This window comes from Pokkaliibacter sp. CJK22405, assembly GCF_046614695.1.
In the GTDB taxonomy this organism is placed as follows: Bacteria; Pseudomonadota; Gammaproteobacteria; order Pseudomonadales; family Balneatricaceae; genus Pokkaliibacter.
In genome coordinates this window covers 1-12035 of record NZ_JBKKHQ010000032.1, presented here as the reverse complement: position 1 = coordinate 12035, position 12035 = coordinate 1, and the positions used below count along the sequence as shown (strand labels likewise).

Below are 12035 nucleotides of genomic sequence, written 5' to 3'. Positions count from 1 at the left end.
TCAGTGGGTCAGCTTATAAAGGCCAAGGTTGAACAAACGCTTGGGTGTTTTAAGTAATTCAAGCAGCAGATATTTCCAGGCTTTCACTTTGGTGGGACGGTAGCGAATTGCCAGAAGGTGTTCGCCAAAGCGGGAATAGATTTCTCTCAGGCTTCGCGCGCGACGTTGATTCGTTTTAGTGATTCCTGTTGGCAAATAGCGAAGCTCTTTGAGTGCATCCGGAAAGGCATAGATAGCCGTTCGGCTCCCCAGACGAATATAGAAAGGCCACATATTCGAGGCGCGGTAACGTGGATCAAACCTGATTTCGCGAAGTACTGAGCACCGAATAAAGTGCATTTTGTCCCCGCGTAGCTCCTTGCCGTAGAGATAGTGATCGAGCCAGTTTAGCCTGGCGTGCTTGATGATTTTGCGGGAAGAAGGCTTGGTCTCGCCGTAAGTATTGCAGATATACCAGCCATACGCTGAGTGAGCGTTGATCGTTTTCTCAGCGGTTTCTAACGAGTGGATTGGTAATGTTTCTTCATCATCCAGAAAGCTTATAAAGTCGCAGCCTTCAATAACAGCACGATCGATGGCAGTGTTTCGCGCGGCATTACAGCCGCCATTCATTAGGCGGTTTACGAAGATTATCCTTGGGTCATTAAAGTCTCTTTCTGTCGCGCTATAGTCCTGAGTGGATCCGTCATTAGCCACAACGGCTACCCAGTCCTGGTACTTTTGCGACAGTAAGGATGAAAGAGCTAAGCGAAGATATTCCGGGCGATTATAGGTCGGAATTATGATTCCAAATTTCATTTGGTCCCTCTAAAACCGTGACCCTTAAAGGCCGTTACGGTAGCATGGCCCAACCTTCATTCCCAGCTGGAACGTCATGGCGAACAAACAATTTATTTGTATGAAGTGGGGCACGCTTTACGGTGCCGAGTATGTCAATCGTCTTTACGCCATGGCGCGTCAGCAAACGACGGGGCCGATTCGCTTTGTTTGCCTGACGGACGATACCAGTGGCATTCGTGAAGAAGTCGAGTGTTACGACTGTCCTACTATTCCCCTGCCTGATCCGCAGCGTCGCCTTGGCTGGCGCAAGCTCACCCTTTATCGGGAAAGTGAACACCTGTTCGGCCTGACCGGTGACTGGCTGTATCTGGATCTGGATGTCGTGGTATCCGGCTCACTGGATGACTTTTTTACCTTCCAGCCTGAAAAGACCTTCGTGGTGATGCAGAACTGGACCCAGCCCGGCAAACGTATCGGTAATACCTCGGTGTACCGTTTCCGTGTGGGGGCTGATGCTTATCTTTATGATCAGCTGGTGGCTGATCATGCCAAGGTCTTTGGCGAGTTTCGTAACTCCCAGACCTATATTTCCCGCAATGTAAAAGATCTCACCTTCTGGCCAGATGCCTGGTGTGTACTGTTCAAGACTCATTGTGTCCCTGCCTGGCCACAACGCTTCTGGCAGGAGCCTGTCTTACCCGAGACCGCTAAAGTGGTGGCATTCCCGGGTGATCCGAACCCGCACGATGCGGTGGTCGGTCGCTGGCCGGTGAAGAAGCCTTATAAGCGCCTCTACAAATTTATTCGCCCGGCAACCTGGATTGATCGTATCTGGAATGATGCAGAGCGTGCTTCGCGGATGCCGGAGTAAGCATGCAGCTGGCGATTATCGACGAGGGCACACCGGGGCATCGTACCCAGTCAGAAGGGATTGCAGCGCTACTTGAGCGCGCAGGTGTTGAGGTCAATGTCTCGCGGATCAGCGTGGAAAATCATCTGCCCGGTTTTTTGCGCTCGCCGATGCGGGCGCTGATGTCGTTGCCTTCCCCCTGGCTGTGCAGGATGCTGCTGCCTTTTTGTAGCCGCGTCGAGCTGGCCCGAGAGCGTCCGGATGTGCTGATTTGCAGCGGCGGTAAAAGTGCCTTTGCGGCGCGCGCATTGTCGCTGTACTGGCGTGTGCCTGTGATCTTTGTCGGGGTGCCAGAGCCTTTCCCTGATCACTGGTTTTCTCTGATCATCTCGCCGGTCGAGCGCACATTTGCTGTGCCTTCACTTGTCTCGGGCATTATTCCGACGCCGGTGACGCCAGAGAAAACCGCGGCGGCGGCGAAGAATCTGTTCCCTGTAGGTGTAAGTGCGAGTGGCGTGAGTGCGGGCGAATGCTGGGCCGTGCTGATTGGCGGGAACAGCAAGAGCCATCACTATTCCGAAGCAGACTGGCGCGCGATGGTGGCGGGGATTAATACGCTTGGCCATCAGCTGGGTATTCGCTGGCTGATTACCACTTCTCGTAGAACCCCTTCTGATATTGAAGGGCTGCTTGAGGATGAGCTGGATGAAGCGCTGGTGGAGAAACTGGTGCTGTTTCGTCAGCAACCTGAGAAGGTGGTGATGGGATATCTGGGTCAGGCCAGTCGGGTACTGGTCACGCAGGACAGTTTGACCATGGCGAGCGAAGCGCTGGCCAGCGGCAAGCCTGTGACGCTGCTGCAGCCAGAAAAACTGGTGGTGCAGCCGGGCTCTTTCTTTGCCGATATGATCGAACGCTTTCCTCAGCTTGACGGTGTGGAAGCCGTCGGCATGCAGCAGCTGGGGGAGTACCGGCCTGCGGTATCGGAACATCAGCCGCTATCGCTGGCGGGGCTTGAACAACCGTTACTGGCGTTCTGCAAAGAGCAGCAGCTGCTCTGACGGACGGTCTTGCCAGAAAGAAAAAACCACCTGTTCAAGGTGGTTTTTTATGCGCGATGAGTGAGTGCTATTGCTGCCTACTCTGGGCGCAGAGACTTGAAAAGCTCAATATACTGGGCGCAGATGGCGTCTGCCGAGAAGGCTTCTTCGAAGCGTTGTTGACCGGCTATAGCCAGCTGTTGGGCTTTTTCCGGGTTGAATTGCAAGTCGCGAATGGCCGCTGCCAGTCCTTCTGCATCATCAATGTCCACCAGCAGGCCGGTGCGCTGATCCTCGATCAACCAGGCGGGGCCCTGAGAACGCGCGGCAATCAGTGGCGTTTGTTGACTCCAGGCTTCAACCACAACGTTGCCAAAGGGCTCTTCCCGCGAGGGGAAAACACAAAGGTCTGCACCCGCAAACAAATAGGCAGTATCGCGACGCCAGCCTAGCAAATGCACCCGTCCCGTCAGCCCCAGGGCACTGATTTGCGCTTCAAAGTCAGGCCGCAGGGCGCCGTCACCGGCGATAAGCAGCGTCGTATTGCTGGTCTGAGCCAGAGCGGCAATCAGCACATCCTGCGCCTTGGCTTTATGTAATCTGCCAAGATTCAGCAGCACCTGATGGTTATCAGGAATACTGAACTCGGCACGCAGACGGCGTCGGGCTTCGTCACGGCTCATGCCAGAGTCAGCGACTTCACCAAAATTGGGAATGCACAGTGCCTTGTCGGCAGGGATGCCTTCCTCGACAAGATAGCGCACGATATCCGGGGTGTTGCCGACCAGACGGGTAGCCTTGCGATAGCGCGGCACCCGGTAATAGCCTCCAAGGCGTGCAATGACGGGGCAGTAACGGGTTGGTGCGCGTTTGATTGCCCGGCTCATCCAGGTCAGCAGTGCCTGCGGACGATGACGCATCAGCGACGCATGAAGTTTCAGATGGCCTAACGGCTCGTGGATGCCGCGAAAGCGGATCGGCACCACTTCCAGCATCGGATGATTTGCAAACAGCGCCATGCGTCGCTCGTCGGGCTCAATGTAGAGATGTTGCTTAACCCCTCTGTCGGCGAGCGCCAGAGCGAGTTTTTCAAAAAAAGTTTCAGCGCCGCCGTTCTGGCTGGAAAGCATCAGTTGGGCGATATGCAATGGCTGACTCATGTGTAGGTTCCCTGTCAGCGCCAGTGCTGGCGAATCCATTCGGCAGGCATCATAAAGCGCTTCAGAAAGCGGAAACCATTGCCCTGATATTCCCCTTTGAAGAAACGACGCAGGTGTTCACCGCGGGTACCCGGTTCGATCTGATCAGACCAGCGGCCGACCAATGCATCGGAAGGGTCCGGCTTGCCAGGGAAAATCACTACCCTTGATCCTTTGGGGAGTTTGGGTGGACGCAGGTAGCGCAGAGGCCAGGGGCCAAGACAGTCCATGCGGAAATGGCGAACCCAGCCGCGTGGCCAGAACTTCACGCCGCCTTCAATACACTGAGTGACGTAGCGCTGCTCAAACTGGTATTTGCCAGCGATGCCTTCCGGGTCTTTGCGGAAGTTATTCAGCATGTAGCCATGGCGGCCAATTTCAAAACGGAAGATCGAGGTCTGGCCTAGGCGCTCAAGTGGCTTCACCCAGTTACGCGCGACGATAACGTCCTCTGGCTTACCCATGCTGAAGAAATCATCAATGTTGCCGGTGATGATGACATCAAGGTCGATAAAGAGCACAACGCCTTCGATATCAAAAAGACTGTCACCCCACATCGCTGTTTTTGGCCACTTGCCTGGTGCATTGGTGGGGCGTGGTACGCCAAGATCTGGCAGTCCGCGACAGATGACTTCCTCGCGAACGCCCGCGCTATCATCGGTCAGACAGTACACGCGAAAGGGTGGGGTGATATTACGCTCGACCATGGAGTAAATACGGTTGACGTACTCTGGCCCGTAGCGGGTTCCCCACTTGATACAGATAACCTGTTTGACCTGATCGGACATGTAACCGCTCCGTGTTAGCGCAGCCGGGCTTCAGCAGCCGGCGGCTTTATAAAGTTTTTGCTTGCCGTCAGGCTGCGTTTTGAATCGTTTGTGCATCCACATGTATTGCTCAGGATGACGGCGAATGGCGCGCTCTATCACACTGTTGACCAGTGTGGCATCGGCAACCTCATCACCTGTAAAGCCTTCAACGGGTTCGAACATCAGGGTGTAGCGGCCGTTGTTTTCACGATAGGCACTGAACATCAGCATCGGCGAGTTGTTCAGTCCGGGCATGCGAGCGGTGATGGTCAGCGTCGCTGCGGTCTGCCCAAAGAAGGGAGCGAAGACGGCGCCTTTTAAGCCGAAATCCTGATCAGGGGCATACCAGACGCAACGGTTTTCCTTCAGCGAACGGCGAACACCACGAAAATCCTTACGGTCAACCGGTCGGCAGAAACGCGAACGCCCCTTGAAAATAAAATGTTCCATGAGCGCATTATTGTGTGGACGATACAAAACGGAAGAGTTTTGTACAAAAGGCAGAATCAGCGGACCGCTTAAGTCCAGTGCGCTGAAGTGAGCGCTGAGGAGGATAACGCCGCGACCGCCTTCAAGGGCTGTATTCAGGTGCTCCAGACCGACAGCATCCACCCGCTTGGCCGCCCAGGAATGAGAGCGCCACCAGGCGTAGGCGGTTTCAACGAATCCCATGCCATTCGCCTTGAAAGCCTCTAATGCCAAGCGTTCGCGTTCATCCTCGCTTAACTCTGGGAAACACAGGCGAAGGTTAACCAAGGTGACCCGGCGGCGCTTGGTGATCAGCTTGTAGCCGAGCCAGCCAAGCCCACGGCCTATTGCCAGTCCGAGCGAGGTCGGCAGCCAGGCCAGTATCCGCATAAAGCCCAGAATCAGCCATGTTGGCCAGTAAGAAGGGGCTAAAAAGTGGTACCAACGGCTGCTGGTTGAGGTCGCATCAGACACGGCAGATTATTGCTCCAGAGAAAATGCCGCTATTATAGAGCGCAGTTTTGCCATGGGCCACCTTGAGGGGTGGCATCGGCGTAGGAAGAATTGCTGGAACAAGCGAGGTAGGGCGTGCGTCTCACGGTCGTCGGTACAGGGTATGTCGGTTTGGTCACTGGGGCCTGTTTTGCAGAAATGGGCAATCGGGTGACGTGTGTGGATGTCGATCACGGCAAAGTTGAGCGCCTGAAGCAGGGCGAAATCCCGATTTATGAGCCCGGTCTTGAGGACGTGGTGCGTCGTAATGTCGAAAATAATTTGCTGCGCTTTACCACCTCATTACCTGAGGCCATGAGTGACTCCTCGATTTATTTCATCGCGGTGGGCACTCCTCCCGGTGAGGATGGCAGTGCGGATCTTAAGTATGTGCTGCAGGTTGCGCGTGAGATCGGTCAGCATCTTGAGAGCTATGCGGTCATTGTCGATAAGTCCACAGTGCCCGTCGGCACCGCTGACAAGGTACGTGAAGCGATTGCGGCAGAGCTTAAAACCCGCGGCAAGGATATCGACTTTGATGTGGTCAGCAATCCTGAGTTCCTGAAAGAAGGGGCGGCAGTTGAAGACTTCATGCGGCCTGACCGTATTGTCGTGGGGACCGACTCTGAGCGAGCCAAAGGCGTTATGGCCCAGCTCTATGCTTCCTTCTCCCGTAACCATGACAAAGTGCTGTTCATGGGCGTGCGTGATGCGGAAATGACCAAGTACGCTGCCAATGCCATGTTGGCGACTAAAATTTCCTTTATGAACGAAGTCGCGAATCTTTGTGATCGCCTGGGTGTGGATGTGGAAAAGGTGCGCAAAGGCATCGGTTCTGACAGCCGCATCGGCTATCACTTTATCTATCCTGGTTGTGGTTACGGCGGCTCCTGCTTTCCCAAGGATGTTAAGGCGCTGGTGCACATGAGTCAGGAGCAGGGCTTTGAGGCTCATGTTCTGGAGGCGGTGGAGCGTCGCAACCAGCAACAGAAAACGGTGCTGTTCGACAAGATCTGCCAGCACGTGGGTAGCCAGAACCTGTCCGGCCGTACCTTTGCCCTGTGGGGGCTGGCGTTCAAGCCTGGTACCGATGACATGCGCGAAGCGCCCTCTATCACTCTGATCAATGCGCTGATCGCAGCGGGGGCGAAAGTCGTTGCTCATGACCCTATTGCCCGTGAAACCGCCAGACGTGAATTTCCGCCTGCATGGTTTGACGATGGCAAGCTGGTCTTTGGCGAGGATCAGTACGAGGTGCTGAAGGGCGCAGAGGCACTGATACTGGTGACGGAATGGAAGCAGTATCGTCAGCCCGAGTTTGATCTGATCGCTCAGCAACTGGCTCAGCCGGTCATCCTTGATGGTCGTAACCAGTATGAACCTGCGCGGTTGCGAGATCAGGGCTTTACCTATTACGGTATTGGCCGCTAATTCATGTGCTTGGCCCCGGGTTCACTGAGTTCGGGGCGCTTTCAAGGATTCTATGAAGACTCCCATTGCTCCTGCCCTTAAACCTTCTGATCAAACCGCCTGGCAGATCTACAAGCGTCTGCTGAGCTATGTCAAACCTTACTGGCTGCCTTTTTTGTTGAGTATGGTGGGTTTTGCCATGGTGGCGGGCTCCCAGGCAGGTTTTGCCGGTCTGATGAAATACATTGTGGATGAGCTGACCAACCGCACCCCTAATGCGCACTGGGTGTTTGCCGGGGCCATCATGGGGATCTTCGTCCTGCGTGGGGTTGGCAGCTTCATCGGCTCTTATGGTCTGGCGTATGTCTCTCGCTCGGTAGTGCACAACCTGCGTTGCGATGTTTTTAACGCGATGATGCATCTGCCCAGTCATTTTTATCATCAGCACACCAGTGGCCACCTGATTGCCAAGGTGACCTATAACATTGAACAGGTTACCGGCGCATCAACAGGCGCGCTGCGAACACTGGTGCGAGAAGGTCTGACGCTGATTGGTCTGATGGCCTATCTTATTTATCTCAACTGGCGTCTGGCGCTGATCTTTTACACGGTGGCACCGTTGATTGCATTGGTGGTGAGTCTGGCTTCCAAGCGTTTTCGCAAGCTCAGCAAGCGTATTCAGGATTCCATGGGCGATGTCACCCATACCGCCTCTGAGGCACTGCAGGGCTTTGAGGTCGTGCGTATCTTTGGTGGTGTTGAGCATGAGAAAAAGCGCTTTGAGAAAGCCAGTCGTCGCAACCAGCAGCAGGGTATGAAGCTGGTCGTGACTAATGCGATTTCCACGCCGGTTATCCAGTTCTTTATTTCATTAGCGATGGCGATGCTGGTGTTTGTCGCCATGCACCCAGGCTGGATTTCAACTCTGACGCCGGGCGACTTCATTTCCTTCCTGACGGCCTCCGGTCTGATCGTGCAGCCGCTTCGCAATCTCTCGGATATCAATAACACTCTGCAAAAAGGCATCGCGGCGGCAGAGAGTGTTTTTGAAGTGATTGATGAACCCGCCGAGCAGGATAAAGGCACGGTCGAGGTTGATCGTGTCAAAGGCCATCTGGTGGTTGATAACCTGCACTTTGGTTACAGCCCGGATAAACCGGTTCTCAAAGGTATTTCCTTTGAGATCAAGCCTGGTGAAACCGTCGCATTGGTGGGGCGCTCAGGTTCCGGGAAAAGTACCCTTGCAGGACTGATCCCGCGTTTTTATGAGATCGGCGAAGGTAACATCAGTATTGATGGCGTGGGTATTCAGGATTTTCGCCTGACAAACCTGCGTCAGCAGATCGCGCTGGTGAATCAGCAGGTCGTGCTCTTTGCTGGTTCACTGCGTGACAACATCGCCTATGCAACCGCCAATCCTCAGGAGGTAGATATCCTGCATGCGGCGGAAGTTGCGCATGTGATGGAGTTTGCTTCGCGTATGGAAGACGGTCTCGATACCTTGATCGGTGAGAAGGGCGTTCTGCTTTCCGGTGGTCAGCGCCAGCGTCTGGCGATCGCTCGTGCGGTTCTCAAGGATGCACCGCTGCTGATTCTGGATGAGGCAACCTCGGCATTGGATACCGAGTCTGAGCGACACATTCAGTCTGCGCTGGAGGCTATTATGAAAGGCCGGACAACCCTGGTTATCGCTCATCGCCTGTCGACCATTGAGAATGCCAACCGCATTCTGGTGATGGATCAGGGGCAGATTGTGGAGCAGGGCACTCATGCTGAGTTGCTGGCACTTGATGGCGCTTATGCCCGCCTGCATCAGCGCCAGTTCGAGGATGAATAAAACGTTGTCTGATCTGCGATCAACTCAGTAGATCAGCTGATCAGGAACAAAAAGCGGGACTCGAAAGAGTCCCGCTTTTTTTATGTTGGAAAAACTGGAATAGAGGTTTAACGCTTCTGGGAGAAGTGAACCACCTGCCGTTCAAGCAGTCGCTGAGGACGATCCTGCAGCCGCTCCACCAGGAAAATATCGTTACCGGCAGGGCGAATATAACGGTCATCCAGCATCTTTTCGCGCAGGGTGTCGTTCTCATACACCTGACGGGAAATAACCAACTGGTTGCTGCTGGTGCTGCGAATCAGGCTCAGGGTTTCGCTGGTTAGCTCACCGAGATGCTGAAGCTCGCCACAATGCAGGGCTAACTGCAGGTTAATGATGGGTTTCAGGGACTTGATGCGCAGCTGGTTAAAGCTTTTGTAGAGGCCATTAAACAGCAGGGCTGCACAGAGGGCATTGACGCCATGGGTGTCATCGCGCTGGGGCTGATCAAAAGTGACGAAAATATTGTCCTGATGATCAAACTCCACCATGCCGCCATAGAGCTTACAGGCCTGATTGATGAAGTCATGGTAACGCGCCAGGACTTCTTCGCGTTCCTGCGCTGAGGTATAGCCGGCGCTTTGACCCTGACTGACATAGAGTACAAACACCGTTTCCAGTGCTTGTGCGGCAATGGTGTCAGCCAGATCCTGCGGCAAGCCCTGCAGTGGCGCAAAGGGGGCTTTCTCCTTGGCAGGCGCAGCCGAAACAGAGGGCGTCTCGCGCAGTGGCCAGGCATCGTCTTCTGCGACAAAGGCACTGGTTGGCGCAGAACGGGATGAGTCGCCATCAAACAAGGCTTCACCGAAATCAGGTTCCTGAGAAGCCGGGCGGGCCTGGGTCTTAGGCTTATTGCCCGTCAGGCGCTGGAAGAAGCTGCGTGTCTTCTTGTCGAACGGATCGTCCTCATCCTCAGGATCGGAGGTCTCAGAAAACACCGGATCCTGTTCGTCTTCCGGTTCGTCAAACAGCTGATCCTGATCGGCCTGTGCCAGATCCAGTGAAAAATTCTGTAAAGGGTCACGGTTATCGCTGCCGAGTTCATAGTCCATCGGCTGCAGGTCCAGCTCATGCTGGGGCAGGGTGGTTTCTTCCAGCGGCAGCAGATGTGGCTCATCTTTCAGATGCTCGGCGTGGAAACGATTGAAGCAGTAATTGATGTAGCCCCACTCATCCTCGCGGCGCTCATCCAGTGGAGCAAATTTGTCATTTTCCCGCAGGGCCACGCAGGCACGGGTGAGGCGACGCAGCGGTAGCTGCTGGCGAACGGCCAGCACCAGCATGGGAATCAGCATCAGAATGATAAGGGCGAAGTATTCATGGCCGTATTGCTGGGCCAGCGCGCCCAGACTGACCGGGTATTCCGGGTCACCCCAGCGGATACGCAGTACGCCGACTTCCTGCTGATTGACCTGGATATAACGGGTTTCATCAAAGCCCTGAGAGACGCTGCCTGCGCGAGCGATGACGTTGTCATCTTTATAAAGCGCGATGGCTGACACCAGTGAACGCTGCTGCAGATCACTCACCATCACGCCGAGGCCGATACGATCGTTTGCGATCAGCAAGGGGACGGCGGCAAGCTGGGTTTGTTCAAGCAGTTCCTTCTTGAGAAGGTCCGTTTGCTCGTGAGTCAGATTGTCGAGTTGACGTGAGAGAAGCGCTGCTCCGATGGCCAGACCGGCCAGTAACGTGAGCAACCAAACCCAGACCATGCGGATACTGAGTCCTAGCGGAGTACGGGACCGGGGGGGCAAACGTTCCAGCATGATGAGGCTTAACCAGGCTCCAGATAACGACAGTAAGAGGCCCGATTATAACGGCAGGCTGAGGGATTGCAGCAGCTTTCTGGGAGGGTGGAAAGAAATGTTTATCTTTTGCTGAGTGTGCAAGCAAAGTCAGGTCAGGAAAGGTATGATGTCGCTCTGTTTTTTAATGACCTGTGCTTATTGTCTGCCCGTTGTTCGCAGTGAGGTATCCCTGCGTCAGGAGGCGTGTTCAGGCATTCAAACTCAGTAGCAATAATCCAAGCGTTTTTACCAGAATCATTCTAAGCAGGTCAGCAGAATCAGGCCTGTTTCAGCAAGAGTTACCATTGCCATGTCGACAGCCTCTGATGCGCCTATTCTGTGGCGTCTTTTCGTTCTTCAACCTAAAGCACAGGTTCAGCAGGATCTGGTTCATGTTGAGTCTGCTCTTAAAGCGCACTTTTTGCTGTCAGAGGCAAAGGTGGTGGATGTCGCGAAGACTGAAGGCTGGTGCTTTAGCATCCATGCCTCAGCCGCCGCGGTAAAGGCGGTTCGTGACCAGTGGGATGAGATGCTGCCTGGCTGTGACCTGCTGTGCGAACCCGTATCGGCTTTTTCTGGTAAGCGTAAACTGGCTTGCTTTGATATGGACTCGACTCTGATTCAGGCCGAAGTCATTGATGAACTGGCTAAAGAAGCCGGAATCGGTGAGCAGGTTGCGGCCATCACCGAAGAGGCCATGCAGGGGAAAATCGATTTCCGCGAAAGCTTCACCCGCCGTATGGCTTTGCTAAAAGGTCTGGATCTTGAAGTACTGGATGCGGTTTATCATCGTATTCGTCTGATGGACGGTGCTGAAGAGCTGTTTGCCGGCCTGAGTTCGCGTGGTGTCCGCACCGCTATTTTATCCGGCGGCTTTACCTACTTTGCTAATCGCCTGAAGCAGCGTCTTGGCATTGATGAAATTCACGCCAACGTATTGGATGAAGCTAATGGCATTCTTACCGGTGAAGTGGTCGAGCCTATTGTCGATGCGGCCATGAAGGCGCAACGCCTGCAGGAAATCTGTGAACGTAAGGGCTTCGAGCTGGCAGCCACCATGGCTGTGGGTGATGGTGCTAATGATCTTAAAATGCTGGCCGTGGCTGGTGTAGGTGTTGCCTTTCGTGCCAAGCCCTTGGTGCGAGCTCAGGCAGACTATGCGCTTCAGCACTGCGGTCTGGACGCTCTGCTGGCACTGTTTGAGGCCTGAGTCCTCTAAAAACGTAGACAAAAAAGGAGGCCAAGGCACTGCTGTCCCATAAATGGCAGTCAATGAAAAAGCCTGAGTCCAAGTGAGTAAAATGAGAGTGCGACCAAACAC

At 54.4% G+C, this 12035-nt stretch carries 10 protein-coding genes; 5 read left to right on the top strand and 5 right to left on the bottom strand.

All coding sequences use genetic code 11. The features are described from left to right. Positions 1 to 798: a glycosyltransferase family 2 protein gene (locus tag ACKC9G_RS18650; protein WP_411408257.1), complete on the bottom strand. Its 798-nt coding sequence runs from the start codon at positions 796 to 798 to the stop codon at positions 1 to 3. Between the two features lie 76 nt (positions 799 to 874). On the opposite strand from ACKC9G_RS18650, the gene ACKC9G_RS18645 reads away from it, so the two are divergent. Together ACKC9G_RS18645 and ACKC9G_RS18640 are read left to right on the top strand one after the other, a co-directional pair. Next, positions 875 to 1651 (top strand): glycosyltransferase, encoded by a 777-nt coding sequence (locus ACKC9G_RS18645; RefSeq protein WP_411408255.1) that lies wholly within the window; start codon positions 875 to 877, stop codon positions 1649 to 1651. A 2-nt stretch (positions 1652 to 1653) separates the two neighbouring features. Continuing rightward, entirely contained in the window at positions 1654 to 2691 is a 1038-nt protein-coding gene (locus tag ACKC9G_RS18640; protein ID WP_411408253.1) for an ELM1/GtrOC1 family putative glycosyltransferase, read from the top strand. A 77-nt stretch (positions 2692 to 2768) separates the two neighbouring features. Here ACKC9G_RS18640 and ACKC9G_RS18635 read toward each other — a convergent pair whose 3' ends face one another. The 3 genes from ACKC9G_RS18635 to ACKC9G_RS18625 are packed head-to-tail and all read right to left on the bottom strand — an operon-like array spanning position 2769 to position 5620. Beyond that, on the bottom strand, positions 2769 to 3830 hold the full coding sequence (locus ACKC9G_RS18635) for a glycosyltransferase (RefSeq protein WP_411408251.1): 1062 nt from the start codon (positions 3828 to 3830) through the stop codon (positions 2769 to 2771). 14 nt (positions 3831 to 3844) lie between these two features. Further along, on the bottom strand, positions 3845 to 4657 hold the full coding sequence (locus ACKC9G_RS18630) for a glycosyl transferase (RefSeq protein WP_411408249.1): 813 nt from the start codon (positions 4655 to 4657) through the stop codon (positions 3845 to 3847). 30 nt (positions 4658 to 4687) lie between these two features. After that, a complete protein-coding gene (locus ACKC9G_RS18625) occupies positions 4688 to 5620 on the bottom strand; it encodes a lipid A biosynthesis acyltransferase (protein ID WP_411408247.1) in 933 nt (310 codons plus the stop codon). A 114-nt stretch (positions 5621 to 5734) separates the two neighbouring features. On the opposite strand from ACKC9G_RS18625, the gene ACKC9G_RS18620 reads away from it, so the two are divergent. Continuing rightward, positions 5735 to 7069: a UDP-glucose dehydrogenase family protein gene (locus ACKC9G_RS18620; RefSeq protein WP_411408245.1), complete on the top strand. Its 1335-nt coding sequence runs from the start codon at positions 5735 to 5737 to the stop codon at positions 7067 to 7069. Positions 7070 to 7121: 52 nt separating this feature from the next. After that, entirely contained in the window at positions 7122 to 8885 is a 1764-nt protein-coding gene (gene msbA, locus ACKC9G_RS18615; protein ID WP_411408243.1) for a lipid A export permease/ATP-binding protein MsbA, read from the top strand. Positions 8886 to 8992: 107 nt separating this feature from the next. On the opposite strand, the gene ACKC9G_RS18610 is transcribed toward msbA, so the two are convergent. Next, positions 8993 to 10639 (bottom strand): hypothetical protein, encoded by a 1647-nt coding sequence (locus tag ACKC9G_RS18610; protein WP_411408241.1) that lies wholly within the window; start codon positions 10637 to 10639, stop codon positions 8993 to 8995. Between the two features lie 385 nt (positions 10640 to 11024). On the opposite strand from ACKC9G_RS18610, the gene serB reads away from it, so the two are divergent. After that, positions 11025 to 11924 (top strand): phosphoserine phosphatase SerB, encoded by a 900-nt coding sequence (gene serB / locus ACKC9G_RS18605; RefSeq protein ID WP_411408239.1) that lies wholly within the window; start codon positions 11025 to 11027, stop codon positions 11922 to 11924. Positions 11925 to 12035 lie beyond the last annotated feature (111 nt).

Excerpts from the sequence above, each read along its gene's own strand:
- ACKC9G_RS18650 (WP_411408257.1), bottom strand. The coding sequence starts at position 798 with ATGAAATTTGGAATCATAATTCCGACCTATAATCGCCCGGAATATCTT.
- serB (WP_411408239.1), top strand. The coding sequence starts at position 11,025 with ATGTCGACAGCCTCTGATGCGCCTATTCTGTGGCGTCTTTTCGTTCTT.
- ACKC9G_RS18635 (WP_411408251.1), bottom strand. The coding sequence starts at position 3,830 with ATGAGTCAGCCATTGCATATCGCCCAACTGATGCTTTCCAGCCAGAAC.
- msbA (WP_411408243.1), top strand. The coding sequence starts at position 7,122 with ATGAAGACTCCCATTGCTCCTGCCCTTAAACCTTCTGATCAAACCGCC.
- ACKC9G_RS18630 (WP_411408249.1), bottom strand. The coding sequence starts at position 4,657 with ATGTCCGATCAGGTCAAACAGGTTATCTGTATCAAGTGGGGAACCCGC.
- ACKC9G_RS18645 (WP_411408255.1), top strand. The coding sequence starts at position 875 with ATGGCGAACAAACAATTTATTTGTATGAAGTGGGGCACGCTTTACGGT.
- ACKC9G_RS18610 (WP_411408241.1), bottom strand. The coding sequence starts at position 10,639 with ATGGTCTGGGTTTGGTTGCTCACGTTACTGGCCGGTCTGGCCATCGGA.
- ACKC9G_RS18640 (WP_411408253.1), top strand. The coding sequence starts at position 1,654 with ATGCAGCTGGCGATTATCGACGAGGGCACACCGGGGCATCGTACCCAG.